The organism is Microcoleus sp. Aus8_D2, from assembly GCF_036702665.1.
Taxonomy (GTDB): Bacteria; Cyanobacteriota; Cyanobacteriia; order Cyanobacteriales; family Microcoleaceae; genus Microcoleus.
This window is the reverse complement of the sequence record NZ_JAUBUN010000016.1, coordinates 66,635-85,700: the sequence shown is the minus strand read 5'-3', so window position 1 is coordinate 85,700 and position 19,066 is coordinate 66,635. Positions and strand designations below refer to the sequence as shown.

The following is a 19,066-nucleotide window of genomic DNA, read 5'->3' as shown; positions in this document are numbered from 1 at the left end:
TAACGCGAGAGGATTGGAAAAATGAACAATGCCCGTGAAGCCGAAGCTAAAAGACTGTTTGAACAGGGTAACGAGCAGTATGAGAGCGATCGATATGAGGCAGCCTTGCCGTTTTTACAAGAGGCGCTGGCTATTTATCGAGAAATTGGCGATCGCCAGGGAGAGGAAAAAGCTCTGCGCCTACTCAAAGATGCTTTATGTGAGCAAGGAAAGTCTTATTCGTCTTTGAAGGACTATGCCAAAGCTGTTGAGTTTCTTCAACAAAGTTTGACCGTTTCCAAAGAAATTGGTGAGTATGAGTACAAGCAGGATGTTTGCGGTTTCTGTAGGCTGGGAAATGTTTATCTAGAATTGGGGGACTATGCCAAGGCCGCTGAGTTCCTGGAACAAAGTGTGACCATAGCTAGGGAAATTGGCGATCGTCGTGAAGAGAAATGCGCTCTGAACAATCTGGGCAATGTTTACAATTCCCAAGAGGAGTATATCAAAGCAATTGATTCTCTTGAGCTAAGTTTACAACTCGAACGAGAGATTGGTAGTGGTCGCGGGCAGGCAGCCTCTTTGAACAATGTGGGCAATGCTTACAATTCTCTGGGGGACTATGCTAAAGCAATTGATTGTTTTCAGGAAAGTTGGGTTATCCTGCGAGACATTGGTTCTCGTGATTGGGAGGGGTATCCTTTAAAAAGTCTGGGAACTGTTTTCAAGTCTTTGGGTGATGATGCTAAGGCAATCGATCGCCTCCAGCAGAGTTTGAACATTGCACGGGAGATTAAAGATCTCGATTTACAAAGATATGCTTTGAGCGGTTTGGGAGATGCTTGCGTGCTCTTGGGCAACTATGCTATGGCAATTGATTACTACCAGCAGCGTTTGAATATTGCACAAGATATTGGCAACCGCTACAAGGAAAGTTGCGCTATTTTAGATCTTGGTAAGGCTTACGATTCTCTGAAAGAATATAACCAGGCAATTAATTGCTACAGGCAGAGCTTAGAGATTGCTAAAGATAGAGGCGATCTTCGTGAGGAGGCTCTAGCTCTGTCCAATCTAGCTAAGGCTTACTTGTCATTAGGTGACTCGGCTAAGACAGTTGAATACTCAAAGCAGTGGTTGGCGATCGTCCGCTCAATTGGTGACACCAAAGGGGAGGAGGAAGTCTTGAGCATTTTGGACAAGGCTCTGGAAGACTACGCCAAAACAATTCAGTAAACCCTGGAGGATTGGAACTATGGAAAATTCTCGCAAAGCCGAAGCCGATCGACTGTTGGAACAGGGTAAAAAGCTGTTTAATAGCTCTCAAGATAGCTCTCAACATAAGGAAACATTACCGCTTTTGCAACAGGCACTGGCTATTTATCGAGAAATTGGCGATCGCCAGGGGCAGGAAACAGCTCTGCACCTGATCGAAGATGCTCTGGACAAGCTAGTAGGTAATTCCGATTCCCAAAAAGACTATGCTAAGGCAGTTGAGTATCTAAAGCTGAGGGTGAGCGTCGCACAAGAAATTGGCGATCGCACTTCAGAGGCCTGTAAGCTATGCTGGCTAGGACAGGCTTACTTGTTTTTATGGGACTATGCCAAGGCGTGTGAATATTTGCAGGAGAGTGTCACAATAGCACAAGAAATTGGTAATCGCTATAAGGAGAAGTGCGCTCTGAGCAAGCTGAATATTGTCTGCTCTCGCTTGGGCGAATATACCAGGGCAATAGAATACAGCGAGCAGAATTTGGCAATCCTGCGTGAGATTGGCGATCGCAGTGATAAAGGGATGGCGCTAATCGGTCTGGGATGGGCTTACACTAATCTGGGTAATCATGCTAGGGCGATTGATTGCTACCAGCAGAGTTTAGATATTGCACAAGAAAATGGCTATCGCCTGCTGGAAGGGTTTGGTCTGTTTAATCTGGGAGGTGCTCTCAGGGATGTCGGTGACTATGCTAGGGCAATTGATTACCCAGAGCAGGGTTTAAGAATCCTGCGGAACATTGGTAATAATCGCGAGGGTGAGGGGTATGCTCTACTGCATCTGGGTAAGGCATACAATTGCCTTGAGGATTATACTAAAGCAATTGAGTGCTACGAGCAGAGTTTAGAGATTGCACGAGAGAATAGCGATCGCTATGAGGAGGGGCGCGTTCTTGGCTATTTGGGCGAGGCTTACAATTCCCTAGGCAATTATACAAAAGCAATTGAATCCTGCCAGCAGAGTTTAGAAATTGCACTCCAGCTTGGGAACCACTACAGGGCAAGCTATGCTCTTTTGAATCTTGGTAAGACTTACGATTCCCTGAAAAAATATAACCAGGCAATTAATTGCTACCAGCAGAGCTTAGACATCGCCAAAGATAGAGGCGATCGTCGCAAGGAGTCTCTGGCTCTGTCCAATCTAGCTAAGGCTTACTTGTCGCTAGGTGACTCGGCTCAGGTAGTTGAATACGCGAAGCAGTGGTTAAATATTGCACGTCAATCAGGCGATAGCGAAGGGGAGGAGATAGCTCTAGACTTTTTGGACAATGCCCTGGAAGAATATGCCAAAACAATTGAGTAAACCCTAGAGGATTGGAAAAATAGAAAATTCTCGCCAAGCCGAAGCTGACAGACTGCTGGAGCAAGTTAATGAGCAGTATGAGAGCGATCGATTTGAACCGGCATTGTCCTTTGTCTGTGAGTTTTATCACCTTCGGAACGACGAAAATGGTCACGATTTTACTGGGGCAGCTTTTCTTAGCCTCAACTCCAGTAATAAAAAATCGGCGACAATCTTGTCAAGATTTTCATTGGTTAAAATTGGGACGTGTACAAAAATACATTTAGTGGCAATTTGCGAATTGTAAATATGCTTTAATGCTCCATAATAAAGAGCCTCACAAACAAACTTGCCAGCATCGTGACTGATTTCAGTGATGCCTAAATCAGTAACTAGCTGTTCGAGATTAACTGTTGTTTTGAGAATGTCTAGATCGCAGCACGCGGATGATTCTACTGTTAATTTTTGCCGGCTTTCGGCCATGCCGCAGCAGATAATGGTGTCGGGTTGGATTTTTTTGATTTGGGCGATCGCCAAATTCGGCGCTTCCTGAAAATCTACGGGCAGTTTCCTCAAAAAAGTCGTGGAATCAGGCAAAGATTGAATTTGAGAAATTTTGGCTAATAAGTCGTCAGAAGAGTTGGATTTGTGATGGGGAAGCCAAGTATCAAATGAGGTGAGCAGGATTTTTTCAGTCATATAATTTGCGGTAAATTAACGCGCATAAAATATTGTTGGTGGGTGGGGGCGGGTTTATGAATCCTCTGGTTTTATAGTAGAGATATGGGTGAACCCGCCCCTACGAGTCTCGGAAATTGAAAATTGAAAATTAATCTTAATAATAACTGCTGACTGCTGACGTTTTGTGCGAAAATAGTGATATTGATAATATAAGGCAAGTAAGTCAATGTCTGTCATCGCAGTAGTGGACTATGACATGGGCAATCTGCACTCGGTCTGTAAAGGCTTGGAAAATGTGGGTGCAGTGCCAAAAATTACGGATTCTCCTGCTATCATCGAGCAGGCTGATGCGGTGGTTTTGCCGGGTGTGGGTTCGTTCGATCCGGCAATGCAGAATTTACGATCGCGCAATTTGATAGAACCGATAACAAGTGCGATCGCCTCGGGTAAACCTTTTTTAGGCATTTGTTTGGGTTTGCAAATCCTGTTTGACAGTTCCGAGGAAGGCGTAGAACCGGGATTGGGCGTCATTGCGGGAAAAGTCCGCAGGTTTCGATCGGAACCGGGGCTGACAATTCCCCATATGGGATGGAATCAATTGGAATTTGCTCAGCCGAATCAGCCGCTGTGGGAAGGTTTACCCTCCGATCCTTGGGTTTATTTCGTGCATTCTTATTATGTCGATCCGGTTGATTTGAAAGTGCGATCGGCAATGGTGACTCACGGCAGTCAAAATGTGACGGCGGCTATTGCTAAAGACAATCTGATGGCGGTGCAGTTTCACCCGGAAAAGTCTTCGAGTACGGGATTGAAAATGCTGTCAAATTTTGTCAGTTTGGTGAGGACAAAAGTAGCGGCTTAGGTAATAGATATTTTGCCTCAGTCCTTTTGAGTGGAACGGGCAAGATGCCCATTCCACAAGAAAAAACTCCACAAGAACAAAAATGTAGTGCGATCGCCCAGTTCGTAGTGCGGACTTCAGTCCGCAAAATAAGAGCGGACTGAAGTCCGCACTACGAACGGAACGAATCTTACTGCGATCAATCCGGACACGATATAAATACCTATCGCTCGATCGCGTATTTCCTCACTACTGGCTGCAACGTGAAAGCGACATTACCGGTGACTGTGATTTTCTCAATTAACGATCGCCATCCCAGAGATTCCAGCGCTTCCATCAAATTCGATGTCGAAACTGGTAGTTTGTTTCCACAGGCGAGAAGTGTAAGGTGCGGATTTATGAGATTGTCGATCGCATCCAACGCATTTTTAATGACGGCGCACCCTATAAATACTTTCTTACTTCTTGCTTCTTCCTTCTTGCTTCTTGCTTCTTACTTCTTGCTTCTTGCTTCTTGCTTCTTGCTTCTTCCTTCTTGCTTCTTCCTTCTACTTATGAGTCTGAGAATCTACGGTAACCGCCAAATTAAAACTCTGCCGGGACTTGCAACTCGCCCGACACCTTCGCGAGTCAGAGAGGCTTTATTTAATATTTGGCAAGGGACGATCGCAGATTGCAGGTGGCTTGACATTTGTACCGGCAGCGGTTCGATGGGTGCAGAGGCTTTGTGTCGCAAAGCTGCGAGTGTTACCGGTATCGAACAGTCGGCGAAAGCTTGTGCAATTATCCGCGAAAACTGGGAGCAAGTAGCAGACTCTTCCCAAACATTCCAAATCCTGCGGGGAAACGCTACGGCGAAATTGGTGGCACTAGCGGGACAGCAGTTCGATCGCATTTATTTCGATCCGCCCTACGCCAGCGACTTGTACGAACCTGTGTTAGATGCGATCGCCAGCCAAGAAATGCTAGCACTTGATGGCGAAATTGCGATCGAACACAGCCCGGAGCGATCGACACAACCGATACCCGGCCTAGAAATTTGCCGCCAGAAAGTATATGGCAACACAGCATTAACCTTCTACAGCCGCAGTTGCTGACAGCCTCCAACGGCATCAGCATCATATCGATCCAAATCATAGCGCAGTGCGATCGGAACGATCCTGCGCGCCCGATCGTAAAAGTTTGTGCTTTGAGTACAATACAAATTTTTCGGAGGAAGGTAAGCTTGGTGCGTAGCTTGTCAAAGCAAGTTCCCCAGGCAATCCCAGAAATAAATCAACTTTACGCTGAAAAAAAGATCTTTCAGTTGTAACATGAACTGCAAAGTGTGAGTGTGAATATTCCTAAAGGAGTGAATATGGTTCAGACACCTTCGCGCCATCGCGGCAACGAGTTTCCGGCTGCTAACTCGGTACAGCCCGTCAAACGCGATACGATTCTGCTGGGAGATAGCGCCCCGCTGCCAAATACAAGACTCTTCGGCACAGACGGCATTCGCGGGAAAGTTGGAGAATTGCTGAATGCACCCCTAGCGCTGCAAATTGGCTTCTGGGCTGGGCAAGTTCTACGCCAAAATACCCCCAACCAGGGCCCTGTGATTTTGGGACAAGATAGCAGGAATTCCAGCGATATGCTAGCAATGGCACTGTCAGCAGGTTTGACAGCCGCCGGTTTGGAAGTGTGGAATTTGGGCTTGTGCCCTACTCCCTGCGTTGCTTATCTGGCAAGTGTTTCGGAGTCTGTCGGCGGAGTGATGATTTCGGCTTCTCACAATCCCCCAGAAGATAACGGGATTAAGTTTTTCGGCCCCAACGGCTCGAAGCTGTCCCAGCATTTGCAGGAACAAATCGAAGCGGGAATCCGGGGGGCTAAGGTTCCGGTTGCTAGCTTGACTTTGGGGCACCACTACTACCGCCCTGAGTTGGTTAAAGATTATGCTGGTTCTCTCTCCAATTCGCTGCAACAGATGAATTTGCGGGGAATGCGGGTGGTTTTGGATCTGGCCTGGGGGGCTGCTGCTGGTTTGGCGCCGGCGGTGTTCGAGCAAATGGGGGCGGAGGTTATCTGTTTGCACAACTCTCCTGATGGATCTCGCATTAATGTTAACTGCGGTTCAACTCATCTCGACAGTTTGCAAGCGGCGGTTTTGGAACACAATGCCGATTTGGGATTTGCTTTTGACGGTGATGCCGATCGAGTTTTGGGTGTTGACAACAAAGGTCGATCGATTGACGGCGATTACATTCTTTATCTGTGGGGCCGTCAATTGCGCGCCTCCGAACAGTTACCGGATAATTTAATTATTTCTACTGTAATGGCTAACCTCGGCTTTGAGCGAGCTTGGGAAGAATTGGGGGGCAAACTAACTAGAACGAATGTGGGAGATCAGCACGTTCATGCTGAAATGCAGCGCACGGGTGCGATGTTGGGTGGCGAACAGTCGGGCCACATTCTTTGTCCGCATTTCGGCATTAGTGGCGACGGTTTGCTGACAGCATTGCATATAGCTTCGCTGGTGCGCGAGTCGGGGGAATCTTTGGCACAATTGGTAAGCGACAGTTTCCAAACTTATCCGCAGTTGCTGCGAAATGTGCGGGTGGACGATCGCGAAAAACGCCTAAAATGGCACGAGTGCGAACCCATGCAACAGGCGATCGATCGTGCTAACACTGCAATGGGAGAACAGGGACGGATTTTGGTTCGCGCTTCTGGCACTGAACCGCTGATCCGAGTTATGGTGGAAGCTGCCAGCGCCGAATTAGCTAATTTCTGGACTGAAAATTTAGTCTTAGCCGTTCAGGAACACATCGCTATCTGAAGGAAGAAGGAAGAGTTGACAGTTGACCGCTTGACAGTTGACAGTTGGAATTCGTCAAGCGTGAAGAAGCCTTCCAAAAGTGTCAACTTAAGTCTGAAATGCTTTGTATCTCTAGTCGATCGCCTCTGGCCAGATCCCCCTCGCATACCCCCTACTCCCCCGGATAGTCGGGGGACTGTCGATCGGACTCTTGTCCCCCCCTCCCACCAGGGGGGCGCCGGGGGGATCGAGACTCTGCTAAAAGCGACATTTATGAAGGATTTTAGCCTTAAGTTGACACCGATTCCCTATAGAGAAACATAGTGAATATTGAAACCACTTTCTCATGCTTATTCCCTCATCCTTATTACTTATAGACTAAACAACTAAATTCTTCTTTCTTCATTTCCCCATTTCGGATTTTATGAACAGCAAATCAATTCAAAATGGGCGGGTGCATCGAATTTCGTTAAAAATTTTAATGGTCGTCATATTAACAACAGGGATATTTTTTCGCTTTACAAACCTCGATCGCAAAGTCTACTCTTTCGACGAATCTATCACCTCGCTGCGAATTTCGGGCTACACCTGGACGGAAATGGTGCAGCAAGATTTTCAAGGCAAAACAATTAGTGTAGAAGATTTGCAGCGAAAATACCAGCACATAAATCATGAAAAAAGCTGGTTCGATACTGTTAAAGGTTTAGCTACAGAAGAACCTCAACTACCACCGCTGTATTTTATTTTAGCCAGATTTTGGGTGCAGTTGTTCGGCCCGCAAGTGGCGACTGTCAGAAGTCTTTCAGCTTGGATTAGTTTGTTAGTTTTCCCCAGCATTTATTGGCTGTGCTGGGAATTATTTCGATCTCCCCCTGCGGGATGGATGGCTGTGACAATCACCGCTGTGTCGCCGTTTCACGTCTTGTACGCGCAAGAGGCAAGACCGTATATGATGTTTGCAGTCCTCGTCTTGCTGTCGAATGCAATTCTGCTGCGGGCGATCGCCCTACAAAAATCTACCGCCGCATATAAATGGAGTAAAGCAGTTTGGTTTATTTACGCGATCGTCCTGACTTTAGGACTGTATTCTAGTTTATTATTTTTCATAGTAATATTCGCCCACAGTATCTATGTAATTATCGCTGAAAAATGCCGTTTTGGCAAGACATTAATTGCTTATTGTCTAGCTTCAGCGACGGCAACAATCATTTTTGCTCCTTGGATTATCGTATTAGTTCATAACTCGCGAAAAATCGAGGCAACAGTAGGATTGCCACACCTTTCCCCGTCGTGGATATCTTCGCTTAAACCTTTAATTATCATCACCTGCCGAAATTTTATCGACACGCATTGGGCGGGCGGAATTATCAACTTGGGTGCGAGCAATATGGCGACAGATTTAATCAGACTGATTGTCACGGTTCTATTGCTGTTAGCGATCGCACATTCAATATCCTTGCTCTGTCGCTCCACTCCCAAACGAGTTTGGCTGTTTGTATTGACAGCGATCGCAATTACAGCGATAGTATTGATAGCAGTGGGAGGCGTTGCAGATCGCTATCTAGTTCCCTATATTTTAGGAATCCAGGTAGCTGTTGCTTACCTATTCACCGATAAAATTGCCACCCCCACCAATCCCCGACAACAAAAGCTGTGGCAGCTCGGTTTAATAGTGCTAATATCGAGTGAAATATTGTCTTGTGCCGTCAGCTCGCAGTCGGAACTTTGGTGGAACAAGTATCCTTCTAGCACCAAATACAATCCCCAAGTAGCCGCGATTGTCAATCAAGCCCAAAAACCTTTAGTAATTAGTCAAGGAGGCAACAACATCACAGGAAAAATACTGTCGGTTAGCTATCTGCTGAAGCCACAAGTAGAGCTTTTGCTGGCAGTTAAACCCGAGCAAGTCAAAATTCCTGACGGTTTTAGCGATGTATTTCTCTACCGCAGCACCGAGCTATTGAAATTTGAACTAGAAAAAGTGCAAAAATATAAAATCACACCTATTTATAAACCGGGCGATGTCTGGCTTTGGCGTATAGAGAAATAATTCAAGTGGCAACTGCGAATGATGATTTCTGTTGTGATACCTACCTACAACCGCGAGCAACCCCTGCGAGAGACATTGGCTGACGCGATTCGGCAAAATTACCCAAATTTTGAAGTGCTGGTAATCGATCAAACTCGCACCCACGAATCGGAAACTCAAGTTTATTTAGAGGAATTGGCAAATGCTGGTAAAATTAGGTGGTTTCGGGTAGATTGGGCGAGTTTGCCGGCAGCTCGAAATTATGCAGTGCGGCGCGCAGTGGGAGAGATTATTTTATTTATTGATGATGATGTACAATTGCCAGATGGTTTTTTAGCGGCTCACGCTGGCAATTATTTAGAAAAACCGGATGTGGGATGTGTGGCGGGTAGGGTTTTTGACAGAATGAAACTGGGTAATTCTGGAGGCGATTTGACGATCGACTTTTTGCCCCCAGAAGCAATGGATGCCGGCATTGCTTGGTATTTTATCGATTTGGTGCATACCGTCCAACCGCAGCAGGTACTATCGGCTAGAGGCTGCAATATGTCGTTTCGCTCCTCAGTTTTTGCTGAGTGGGGTTTGACGTTTGACGAGCGGTTTGTCGGGAGTGCGGTGCGGGAGGAGTCGGATTTTTGTTTGAGATTGCGATCGACTAACATGAAAATTTGGTACGATCCCAGTGCTTGTTTAGTTCACTTGGGGGAAGAAAGCGGCGGATGTCACGATGTCAGTACGCGATCGATCGAATATCAAATCACATTTTATCACAACCACTTCCTGATGGGATTGAAAAATTTAACAGCCTTTCAATGCCTGCGATTTTTCGCCAAACTCTTTGACTGTCACGTTTTGGGGAAGCCACCTTGTCATAAAAGCCGATCGCCCCTTAAAATCATCATTCGACTTACTTTTTATATCCTCGGCTCCCTTAGCGCCCTCAATACACTCATCAAATCCCTATGGAACGACGGACAAGTTTACACTCGTCAAGATAACATTAAATAATTACAATTACAATTCCCAATTACAATTCCCAATTACAATTCCCAATTACAATTCCCAATTACAATAGACCTCTTGCATAAATCTTTGATTAATACAGGAACCGCAGATGAAAAGCAGATGAACACAGATAGACGCAGATAGTTTCAAGATAATTTGTGACTTTTGCAAGAGGTCTAATTACCAATTACAATCCCCCCATGCCCCATGCCCCATGCCCCATGCCCACCCTTCGACTTCGCGAGCGGGCAAGATGCCCCATTCCCCATTCCCCATGCCCCATTCCCCATGCCCCATTCCCAATGACTGAACAATGAGAATCTTGGTTGTTAGCCACACCTATATAGTTGACATCAATCGGGAAAAATTCAAAATATTAGCACACCTCCAACCCGATATTGAAGTAACAGTTGTAGTCCCGCGACGCTGGAAACCCGGAGGCGTACAAAATCAAATTATAGAAACGCAATTCAGTCAAGAAGGGTCATTCAAAGTAGTTCCCCTCTCAAATTTCAGCCAAAACAATCAAGGATTGCTAACATTTGGTATCGATCTAATTAGAGTTTTGCAGGAATTTAAACCGCAGATTATCCAAGTCGAACAAGGTTCTAAATCCCTAGCCTACACCCAGTTAATTTTACTCAATAAATTGCTCAAACTCAAAGCAAAAAATATATTATTTACCTGGTGGAACCTATCTTATGAATTGAAATGGCCTATTTCTCTATTAGAAAATTGCAATCTTCATAACACCGACGGAATTATTGCCGGCAACCTAGACGGAGCTAAAATTTTGCACCAGCGGGGCTACACAGGTGCGATGGAAGTAATGCCGCAACTCGGAGTAGATGAAACTTTATTTTTGCCTACTGGTAAAGACGCTGATTTCTGTCGCAAATTCGGTATTGAACCGACCGATTTTGTGGTAGGATTTGTAGGGCGATTTGTCGAAGAAAAAGGACTGCTAACTTTAGCTGAATCATTGGCAGGGTTGAAGAAACTCCCTTGGAAGTGGCTGTTAGTAGGACAAGGAAAATTGCGATCGCACTTGGAAGAAAAATGTAGAGAATGGGGCATCAGCGACCGAATAATCTGGGTAGAAAGCGTTTCCCATGAGGCAATACCCCCCTACATTAACCTCATGAACTGTTTGGTATTGCCCTCGCAAACCAGCTATAAATTCAAAACTTTGACTGCTGTGGGTTGGAAAGAACAATTCGGTCATGTTTTAATTGAAGCGATGGCCTGTAAAATTCCAGTTATCGGTTCCGACTGCGGCGAAATTCCCCATGTCATCGGCGATGCGGGGTTAGTCTTCCCGGAGGGAAATGCAGGGGTTTTGCGCGATTGTTTGCAGAAATTGATGGAACGGCCGGAGTTGGCTGCTGATTTGGGCGATCGGGGTTATCATAGAGCCATGAGTAATTATACAAATCAAGCTTTAGCAGAGCAGTTATTGGACTTTTACAAAGAATTATTATAACTTTTAAGTAAATCGACCTAATTAAACGTAAAATACAGCTCCCATCGCCCTCAAGCTTGCTGTATATGTATTATTCCTGTTTTCGCAACCATAACTCAAGCCTTCTTCCGACTTCACGCTTGACGAATTCCTGATGACGGCCCGACGGCAGGACTACTGACTACTGACTACTGACGAATTCCTTCTTCCTGATGACTACTGACTACTGACTACTGACCTCTAATTAGCAGTATAATGCAAGTGTCAAATAAAAACTGTGGTAAATGTCTATTCCTTCCGACATACGACCCTTGGTTGACGAACTCTACCAGGTACTAGACGATACAGATCGCCAAGCAACGCAGGGACTTTTTGCACTGAGAAGATCCCTGTCTCTTTTTCCCGAAAATGAAATACTGATGCAATACTTTTCTGCGATCAGTAATTTTCAATTCTGCGTAGCAGGTACTCGCTTACAAGCAGAGAACATTGTGAGCAATATTTTGCTGGCTGATGTACCAGATGAAGATGTTCAAAAAGCAGGAGATTATTTAGCAGCTTTGCTACATATGGCTCCAGAAGTTAAAATCGCGATCGAACAAGTAATTGAAAAATTAGAGGTATTGCCATGAAACAATTACCAGATGAAAGCCTGCTCTTAGAAATCCTGGAAATTGTGAAAGCCGCTGAAGCCAAAGCCAGTGAAATGTATGATTTTTCTAAGAAAGTATCTCACAATACCCAAGTTACAGCAACAAAGAGAGAAGAAGCTGAACAGCTAGGCGGGCAGCCTTTTCCAGATAATTAAATTTGTAATGGGAAATGTTGGTATTTTGATTTAAAGAACTAGCCCCATGCGAATTATCCATATTATCCCTTCAATTTCTATCGTCTACGGCGGCCCGAGTCAAATGGTACTGGGACTTTCTGCCGCCCTCGCTTCCCAAGGCATTGATGTTACAATTATCACCACAAATGTGCACGGCGCACGCGATCGGTATAAGTAGCGGGTCAAACACTTTTTGGGTAAGCCTAGAATCGGATGTATGTACTATCAAAATCCCCGACTAATCAGGAATAAAACTGTTCAGTTCTTCCACTAGCAGATGCACCGTTGTCGAAGGATTATCACTTTCAGGATTAGGGCGATCGTATTCCAACAACAGCCGTTTTGCGTGTTTAATCGCATCCTGTTGTTTGTTTTTCAGTTCCTCGTAAATCGTCTCGCTGTTTTTCTGATACTCGTGTCCGAGCAACTTCGTCAACCTATTTTGATAATCCTTGCGAGAAATTCCAGTATTATAAAAATAGAAGTGTAGTAAATACCAAAGTTCAAAAGCATCATTGGAGTACGCTACTTTAATGCCGTTATTTTTGGCAATAGTCATAGCATTAAAATTTGGCGCGTCCTTAGAATTTTTACCGTTAATATCGCGATCGAAGACACACCAAAATCGATCGCTTTCGTCGTATTCTGAGTCATTTTTTAACTCAATAGCTTTTTCTACTAAACTATTCGTGTTTTTCCCTTCTCCCTTGAGATCAAGCTTGATTACCTTTGTGTCTACCGGGAAACTTCTAAAATAGTTTGGTTCGGTTTTTTCACCTTCGCAAACGATTAAAAACCATCTTCTATTTTTAACTTTTCTCTTATAGTAATCAATAGTTCTTCGGGACGAACTTTTTTTAGTCATAAAGTTCACCTAGAAGTTCTTTAAAATTACCAATAAAAGGGATAGCGCCATACTTCCCGATGATATAATCGCGCTCAAATGAGGCATTTTTTTCTACTTTATACTCTACTAAAGAGTACAAATCAGTAGCGCCCTTGTTGTCTTTCTCGGTAAACCATATTTGAGCTCGGCGAAAAGTCTTGCTGCTGAGCAGATTTGTGTCGTGTGTCGTGAATATAAGCTGTGCGTTGTAGAGATTAGTCTCGTTAGAATTGAATAAACAGATTAATTCACGAGTAATCAACGGATGAAGTCGGGCATCAAGTTCATCTATTAATAAAATCTTTCCTGTCCTCAAAATATCGAGAAGCAGCCCTGCTAATGCAAACAATTTGTTTGTTCCCTCAGACTCATGCTTTTCGATATCGAATATTTCTATAGCAGCCTGCTTACCATCAGCATCATATTTCCGATGAACTGTTTTCACGGCTGGTTTAATTTCAGAATTAGGATATAAACTACCGTATGAACTACTATATAAGGCGGTTTTCTGGGAAATAAATACAGGTTTATTTGTGATTTGGATATCAGCAATACCCAAGTCTAATTTTTTGATGAATTCAATAATATCATGCCTGTGGCGATCGTTCTCAAAAGACTCTAAAGTTTCCTTGCGGTATTGCCTATCTTCCAAGCCTGATATCAATTGCAAAGTTTTACTGAACCACAGCAGAATTTTGCCATAAAGTTTACCATTAAATTGTGCGACAACAGAAAGAAATAAAGCATTGCTTCTAGTTTGATCGCTAATGCCTTGCCCTTCCGGGAAATCATCTAATATAAAATTGTCAAAATCCCGTTCAAAAAGCATTTTTTCTGAATCTTCATCACTTTGAAACAACCACTCAGCAACAACCTGTTCAGAATTAATCTCAAAACCATATCTAAAATTTTTGCCTTCTAGCAAGAAAACTATTTCAAAGAAAAATGGCTCTTTTTCTGTCTCTGTGCTTAGCCTGAATGCTTCAATATCGATCGCCTCTGAAACTTGCGTTTCTTTGGATGAGTTGAGGACAAACCACTTCATAAAGTTAACAGCAGCAACAAGATTGCTTTTCCCGCTGGCATTGGCTCCATAAATAGCAGCACTTTTTAGCAATTTTAATCTATGATTGATTTCAAATACATTACTTCGAGACTGGCATTGCTTTTAAAGTAGGGATCGTTCAATCCTGCTCGGGCATCCCGCGTCCTTCCCTCATAGTTGTGGCTCCACCAAGCCTCATCCAAGCTTGACTACTCAAAGATTCATTGCTAGCGATCGGAGCATAATTAGGGGTAAGACCCCTAATTATGCCCCGATCGCTGTTGGATTTCTTTGCTGCATATGGGTTTGAGTAGAAGCTACCGACACGGTGGAGCGATCGCAACAAACTAGAGGGTTTCACCCCTCACTATCCCCCGATCGCTCTTTGATTGCCTTGCTGCGTATGGATTTGAGCTTTCACAGGGCCCAGCGATCGCCCCCGATCGGGAATTGCTCTGGCGCGTACTGGTTGCGAGCGTTTTTTTCAAAGATGGTGTCTAGTTGCTCGTTGCTAAAGACACGTTCCATCAGACCTCGTACCATGATACTGAGCGGACTGTGTTAGACAAAGCTGTCAAAGATAGCATTTAACATTGATTCCCTCGCCTGAGTACCTGCTGTGTGGTTCGCATTTAGGCTGCCACCAACCTGAAGAAGTCGATCTATACAACTATACTTGCAACCGTTGCAGCCAACGGCAACGGCCGCAGTGTATCAGTTTCATCGCCCTCGCTTTCAAGCTTGTTTGCGGTACGACCTTTGCCGTTCGGAATTAACGTAAAAGTGGCGTTTTAAAAGAGGACGGCTGACGCGGGCTGGGTGCACCGAAGCGCACTGTACGGATAGTGTATGTCCGTCGGTCTTGACTTGGTTAACCGATCCTTACCTGTTGACAAACCCCATAACGGATGCAACAAGGGGACTCCCGTTATATACAGAAGTATTAGCGGGAGACGAATTCTTGCAAAACTAATAAAAGCACGGCAACTTTTAAGTAATTAATGTTATACTAATAGTATATTTGTAGGTAAATATGCGATTAACTTACCAGTAGAAGATTAAGCCAAGTTTAGAACAGCAGGCAGTAATGTTTGACTGGTTAGAATTGTTGCGCCGGCATCGTAACTGGGTATTAGGTAATCGCTTTGATTGGCTAAACCGCACCAGATATCAGGTTGACCGTTGCTCTATTATTTCTGAGCTGTGGGGGAGAGATACCAAAATTTAAACCAACCTTTTAGAACGAATCAGCCCAACTTAAGCAAACTAAAAAGCTGTTTCCAGCCTACAAAAATATTTACCACGAAATCCAGCAATAAAATCTCAAGCGGGTCGATAAAGCTTGGTCGCGGTGGTTAGTACCAGACTCGAACGGGAACCGAGGCGGACGCCCCAAGTTCAAGAAAAGTGGCTCGTTGCGCTCGTTCACATTCTCGCGAGTCAATCATCCTAAAGCTGTCTGTTTTCTTGAAGGTGAGGTGTTGAGAATCAAGAGACTGGGAATAATACCAGTAAATCTGCATCGCCCTATCCCGCAAGGGTTTGAGATCAAAACGGCAACAATTATTTGTCAAGCAGATGGCTGGTATATAAGTTTTAGCCTGCTCGATAATTCAGTACCAAATCCTTTACCTATAGATGCAGTTGAGGATGTTGTTGGTGTAGATGTCGGGCTCAAAGAATTCCTTACTACTTCAAATGGTCAGACTGTACCAATTCAACAGCACTATCGGAAAACACAAACACATTTAGCCCGTCAGCAACGACAGGTATCGCGTAAAAAGCTGGGGTCAAATGCTTGGAAGCAGCAGCAAAATAAAGTAGCCCGGATTCACCAGAGGATAGCCCGCCAACGTCAAGATTTCCACTACAAGACTGCTTATCAGTTAACGAGGAAATACGACTTAATTGCAGTAGAAGACCTCAAGGTAAAGAACCTTGCCCGTAACTCAAAACTAGCAAAATCAATCTATGATGCTGCGTGGAGTGCGTTCATTAACCTACTGGAATCAGTGGCAGTAAAATGCGGAGTTCGTGTTGTTAAAGTTGCGCCGCACAATACATCGCAGAATTGCTCTGGTTGTGGGGTAAAGGTTCCCAAAACCTTATCAGTTCGGACTCATCAATGTCCGAGCTGTGGATTAATTTTAGACCGTGATGAAAATGCTGCGGTCAATATATTAAATAAAGCGTTACAGGCGGTGGGTCACATCGTTTCTGCGGGTGGAGGTCAAGGGGATACCCAACCTGTGAAGCCTGAAGCCTGGGGTTGGGATGGCGTGCAGCTATCTCTATTCTAGGAAACTCCCGTTATACTCTTACGAGTATAACGGGAGAAAACGTCACAACGAGGCAAAGCCGCATGAAAATAGGAGTCTTTATGATGCCGGGTCATCCACCAGGTCGGGACTATGCAGAAGGACACTATCACAATCTTGATTATCTCGAATTCCTCGACAAAGCAGGCTGTCGCGAAGCATGGATTGGCGAACATTACACGGTGAGAATGGAGCCGCTTCCTTCTCCCGATTTGCTGATTGCCCAGGCAATTTTGCAAACTCAAAATTTGATTTTGTGTACCGGAGCTTTTTTGTTACCGTATCACCATCCGGCTGAGTTGGCGCACCGCATTGCATGGCTCGATCGCATTTCCAGAGGCCGCTTAATCGTGGGCATCGGTGCCGGCGGCGTCCCAACAGACTGGGCGATGTTCGACGTAGACGGTATGGCAGGTCAAAATCGCGAAATGACCGAAGAATCCCTGGAAATTATGCTCAAACTCTGGCAGAGTTCCGAACCCTTCGAGTATCGAGGCAAGTTCTGGGTGGTGCGCCGCCCCGAACCTGATTTGGACGGGGTGTTCAATTTTCATCTCACGCCGCACCAGCAACCTTATCCGCCGATTGCCGTGGCCGGTTTCAGCCCGAAGTCTCCGAGTTTGCATTGGTCCGGTCTCAGAGGTTTTATCCCCGTCAGCATCTCCTACAGCGATACTTATTTAGCCAGTCAGTGGGACGCTTACTCTCTGGGTGCTGCTGCTGCTAACCGGATACCTTTGCGCAGCAATTGGCGCGTGGGACGCGACATCTACATTGCCTCTAGCGAGAGTGAGGCATGGGAAAAGACGGTAAACGGATCGATGGGAGATTTTTACCGCAATTATTTCTTGCCATTTTTCAAAAAATTGGGTGCGCTTTCAGCTTGCAAGCACCATCCAGACGTAGCGGACTCGGATGTCACGGTTGAGTATTTAGCAAAGCACTGCTGGATCGTCGGGACTCCGGAGACCGTGACTGACAAAATTGGGGAAATGCTGCAATCTTCTGGCGGTTTTGGAACGCTGCTGGCGATTTCCTACGACCACTTGGACAACCTGCAAGGTTGGCGCGAATCCATATCGGCTTTGACAACTGAAGTTGCACCGAAGTTCGAGTCTGTCTAACAGACCTCTGGCTTGACACTCACCGCCCGATCCGGGACGGTGATTCTTCGGTTAGGGAAGAAACTGTTGCTCTGACTTATACCAATTTAATGTGAAGCTGCATAGAATATATGCAAGCTGAAAATAGAGCGCAGAGCCAAGAGACGATCGCGCTGACCCGCTATTGTACGCAGCCTCATACAAAATTAGTATAAGGTGCAAATCTTCTGGCAATTTTTTATATAAAAAAAACACAACCAGCTACCGCAACTAAGACCAAGGGCTAATCATGCGAATCCTTCAAATTATCCCTTCAATTTCTCTCGTCTACGGCGGCCCAAGTCAAATGGTATTGGGGCTTTCTGCCGCCCTCGCTTCTCAAGGTATTGATGTCACAATTATCACCACTAATTGTAACGGAGATATCGGTCAAGATCCTTTAGATGTGCCCTTAAATCTACCAATCAAACAAAACGGCTATGAGATTATTTATTTCCGCTGTTCTCCGTTTCGCAGATATAAGTTTTCTCTGAGTTTATTGCAGTGGTTGAATGAAAATGCGCGGCAATTTAACCTCGCTCACATTCACGCTTTGTTCTCGCCAGTAACTACTTTCGCCGCGACAATTGCCAGATATCACAAGTTACCGTATATTATCCGGCCCTGCGGTATGCTTGACCCCGCAGATTTGCAGAAAAAAAAGTTCTTGAAACAGATTTATGCGGCAATCTTAGAACGCCCTAATTTAGCAGGTGCGGCAGCAATTCATTTCACTAGCAAACAAGAAGCTAAAATTTCAGAAAGGTTTGGTTTGGATAGCACAGGCAAGATGCCTGTGCCACAAGAAGATTTTACAGGCAAGATGCCTGTGCCACAAGATTTGATAATTCCATTGGGGGTGACGGCAGATATTTACCCTGAAATATTGCCTGATTCGGAAATACCAATCATATTATTTATGTCGCGAATCGAACCCAAAAAAGGATTAGAATTGCTAATTACTGCGCTGGAAAGTATTTTAGCAGATGGTATAAAATTTAACTTTATTTTAGCAGGTTCTAATCCCCAAGATGCCGATTACGAAACCCAAATTAAACTCCAAATAAAAAAATTAAGTTTAGAACAATTTACAACAATAACGGGTTTTGTTAGCGGTGATTTAAAAGCTGAACTGTTGAGAAAAGCTGACTTATTTGTGTTGCCTTCTTATTACGAAAACTTCGGGATTGCTGTAGCAGAAGCGATGGCTGCGGGTGTACCTGTGGTTATTTCCGATCGCGTTTACATCTGGGAAGACATCCAGCAAGCGGAGGCGGGTTGGGTGGTGCCTCTGGAGGTAGGGGATCTCGCCCGTGCGATCGAATCAGCCCTCCTCGCACCACAGGAAAGGCAGCGCAGGGGCTTTAACGCGCAAGCTTATGCTAAAAAGTATTATAACTGGGAGAATCTCGCCCGACAAACCATCGATGCTTACCAGCACATTTTGGTATCTATGAACCAATCCTAAATGATTCATGAAGATTTGTAGGGGTAGTGCCCC

General features: G+C 44.9%; 16 protein-coding genes and 1 pseudogene. 14 read left to right on the top strand and 3 right to left on the bottom strand.

All coding sequences use genetic code 11. From position 1 onward, the window contains the following. Positions 1 to 21: 21 nt before the first annotated feature. Together QUB64_RS14975 and QUB64_RS14970 are read left to right on the top strand one after the other, a co-directional pair. Positions 22 to 1,212, top strand: a complete 1,191-nt coding sequence (locus QUB64_RS14975; protein ID WP_333271097.1) for a tetratricopeptide repeat protein — start codon at positions 22 to 24, stop codon at positions 1,210 to 1,212. A gap of 19 nt (positions 1,213 to 1,231) precedes the next feature. Then, positions 1,232 to 2,551, top strand: a complete 1,320-nt coding sequence (locus QUB64_RS14970; RefSeq protein WP_333271099.1) for a tetratricopeptide repeat protein — start codon at positions 1,232 to 1,234, stop codon at positions 2,549 to 2,551. 150 nt (positions 2,552 to 2,701) lie between these two features. Here the strand turns inward: QUB64_RS14970 and QUB64_RS14965 are convergent, their stop codons facing one another. Continuing rightward, a complete protein-coding gene (locus tag QUB64_RS14965) occupies positions 2,702 to 3,229 on the bottom strand; it encodes a pyroglutamyl-peptidase I family protein (protein ID WP_333271102.1) in 528 nt (175 codons plus the stop codon). Positions 3,230 to 3,437: 208 nt separating this feature from the next. Between QUB64_RS14965 and hisH the strand changes: the two genes are divergently transcribed. From hisH to QUB64_RS14920, 9 genes are all read left to right on the top strand, one after another. Next, positions 3,438 to 4,073, top strand: a complete 636-nt coding sequence (gene hisH / locus QUB64_RS14960) for an imidazole glycerol phosphate synthase subunit HisH (protein ID WP_333271104.1) — start codon at positions 3,438 to 3,440, stop codon at positions 4,071 to 4,073. Between the two features lie 533 nt (positions 4,074 to 4,606). Next, on the top strand, positions 4,607 to 5,149 hold the full coding sequence (gene rsmD, locus QUB64_RS14955; protein ID WP_333271106.1) for a 16S rRNA (guanine(966)-N(2))-methyltransferase RsmD: 543 nt from the start codon (positions 4,607 to 4,609) through the stop codon (positions 5,147 to 5,149). Positions 5,150 to 5,409: 260 nt separating this feature from the next. Then, positions 5,410 to 6,870, top strand: coding sequence for a phosphoglucosamine mutase (gene glmM, locus QUB64_RS14950; protein ID WP_333271253.1), 1,461 nt, complete (start codon positions 5,410 to 5,412; stop codon positions 6,868 to 6,870). Between the two features lie 403 nt (positions 6,871 to 7,273). Further along, positions 7,274 to 8,899 carry a glycosyltransferase family 39 protein gene (locus QUB64_RS14945; protein ID WP_333271109.1) on the top strand — a complete coding sequence of 542 codons (1,626 nt, stop codon included), beginning with the start codon at positions 7,274 to 7,276 and terminating at the stop codon, positions 8,897 to 8,899. Positions 8,900 to 8,917: 18 nt separating this feature from the next. Beyond that, complete coding sequence (gene hpsN / locus QUB64_RS14940) at positions 8,918 to 9,886, top strand: hormogonium polysaccharide biosynthesis glycosyltransferase HpsN (RefSeq protein ID WP_333271111.1); 969 nt, start codon at positions 8,918 to 8,920, stop codon at positions 9,884 to 9,886. Positions 9,887 to 10,196: 310 nt separating this feature from the next. Further along, complete coding sequence (gene hpsO / locus QUB64_RS14935) at positions 10,197 to 11,366, top strand: hormogonium polysaccharide biosynthesis glycosyltransferase HpsO (RefSeq protein ID WP_333271113.1); 1,170 nt, start codon at positions 10,197 to 10,199, stop codon at positions 11,364 to 11,366. A 263-nt stretch (positions 11,367 to 11,629) separates the two neighbouring features. Next, positions 11,630 to 11,977, top strand: coding sequence for a hypothetical protein (locus QUB64_RS14930; protein WP_333271115.1), 348 nt, complete (start codon positions 11,630 to 11,632; stop codon positions 11,975 to 11,977). Beyond that, positions 11,974 to 12,153 (top strand): hypothetical protein, encoded by a 180-nt coding sequence (locus tag QUB64_RS14925; protein ID WP_333271117.1) that lies wholly within the window; start codon positions 11,974 to 11,976, stop codon positions 12,151 to 12,153. The genes QUB64_RS14930 and QUB64_RS14925 overlap by 4 nt, the downstream gene beginning before the upstream one ends. A gap of 46 nt (positions 12,154 to 12,199) precedes the next feature. Beyond that, a complete protein-coding gene (locus QUB64_RS14920) occupies positions 12,200 to 12,352 on the top strand; it encodes a hypothetical protein (protein ID WP_333271119.1) in 153 nt (50 codons plus the stop codon). Between the two features lie 60 nt (positions 12,353 to 12,412). Here QUB64_RS14920 and QUB64_RS14915 read toward each other — a convergent pair whose 3' ends face one another. Both QUB64_RS14915 and QUB64_RS14910 read right to left on the bottom strand, forming a co-directional pair. Beyond that, complete coding sequence (locus QUB64_RS14915) at positions 12,413 to 13,039, bottom strand: RloB family protein (protein WP_333271121.1); 627 nt, start codon at positions 13,037 to 13,039, stop codon at positions 12,413 to 12,415. Then, complete coding sequence (locus tag QUB64_RS14910) at positions 13,032 to 14,177, bottom strand: AAA family ATPase (protein ID WP_333271124.1); 1,146 nt, start codon at positions 14,175 to 14,177, stop codon at positions 13,032 to 13,034. The genes QUB64_RS14915 and QUB64_RS14910 overlap by 8 nt, the downstream gene beginning before the upstream one ends. 1,310 nt (positions 14,178 to 15,487) lie before the next feature. On the opposite strand from QUB64_RS14910, the pseudogene QUB64_RS14905 reads away from it, so the two are divergent. The 3 genes and pseudogenes from QUB64_RS14905 to hpsP form a co-directional block, all read left to right on the top strand. After that, positions 15,488 to 16,405 (top strand): annotated as a pseudogene (locus tag QUB64_RS14905) (RNA-guided endonuclease InsQ/TnpB family protein); the annotation flags it as partial. A 62-nt stretch (positions 16,406 to 16,467) separates the two neighbouring features. Further along, positions 16,468 to 17,547, top strand: coding sequence for an LLM class flavin-dependent oxidoreductase (locus tag QUB64_RS14900; RefSeq protein WP_333271126.1), 1,080 nt, complete (start codon positions 16,468 to 16,470; stop codon positions 17,545 to 17,547). Between the two features lie 268 nt (positions 17,548 to 17,815). Then, positions 17,816 to 19,033: a hormogonium polysaccharide biosynthesis glycosyltransferase HpsP gene (gene hpsP, locus QUB64_RS14895; RefSeq protein ID WP_333271129.1), complete on the top strand. Its 1,218-nt coding sequence runs from the start codon at positions 17,816 to 17,818 to the stop codon at positions 19,031 to 19,033. Positions 19,034 to 19,066 lie beyond the last annotated feature (33 nt).

Excerpts from the sequence above, each read along its gene's own strand:
- glmM (WP_333271253.1), top strand. The coding sequence starts at position 5,410 with ATGGTTCAGACACCTTCGCGCCATCGCGGCAACGAGTTTCCGGCTGCT.
- QUB64_RS14930 (WP_333271115.1), top strand. The coding sequence starts at position 11,630 with ATGTCTATTCCTTCCGACATACGACCCTTGGTTGACGAACTCTACCAG.
- QUB64_RS14970 (WP_333271099.1), top strand. The coding sequence starts at position 1,232 with ATGGAAAATTCTCGCAAAGCCGAAGCCGATCGACTGTTGGAACAGGGT.
- hpsP (WP_333271129.1), top strand. The coding sequence starts at position 17,816 with ATGCGAATCCTTCAAATTATCCCTTCAATTTCTCTCGTCTACGGCGGC.
- QUB64_RS14920 (WP_333271119.1), top strand. The coding sequence starts at position 12,200 with ATGCGAATTATCCATATTATCCCTTCAATTTCTATCGTCTACGGCGGC.
- hpsN (WP_333271111.1), top strand. The coding sequence starts at position 8,918 with ATGATGATTTCTGTTGTGATACCTACCTACAACCGCGAGCAACCCCTG.
- hpsO (WP_333271113.1), top strand. The coding sequence starts at position 10,197 with ATGAGAATCTTGGTTGTTAGCCACACCTATATAGTTGACATCAATCGG.
- QUB64_RS14925 (WP_333271117.1), top strand. The coding sequence starts at position 11,974 with ATGAAACAATTACCAGATGAAAGCCTGCTCTTAGAAATCCTGGAAATT.
- hisH (WP_333271104.1), top strand. The coding sequence starts at position 3,438 with ATGTCTGTCATCGCAGTAGTGGACTATGACATGGGCAATCTGCACTCG.
- QUB64_RS14900 (WP_333271126.1), top strand. The coding sequence starts at position 16,468 with ATGAAAATAGGAGTCTTTATGATGCCGGGTCATCCACCAGGTCGGGAC.
- QUB64_RS14915 (WP_333271121.1), bottom strand. The coding sequence starts at position 13,039 with ATGACTAAAAAAAGTTCGTCCCGAAGAACTATTGATTACTATAAGAGA.
- rsmD (WP_333271106.1), top strand. The coding sequence starts at position 4,607 with ATGAGTCTGAGAATCTACGGTAACCGCCAAATTAAAACTCTGCCGGGA.
- QUB64_RS14975 (WP_333271097.1), top strand. The coding sequence starts at position 22 with ATGAACAATGCCCGTGAAGCCGAAGCTAAAAGACTGTTTGAACAGGGT.
- QUB64_RS14965 (WP_333271102.1), bottom strand. The coding sequence starts at position 3,229 with ATGACTGAAAAAATCCTGCTCACCTCATTTGATACTTGGCTTCCCCAT.
- QUB64_RS14945 (WP_333271109.1), top strand. The coding sequence starts at position 7,274 with ATGAACAGCAAATCAATTCAAAATGGGCGGGTGCATCGAATTTCGTTA.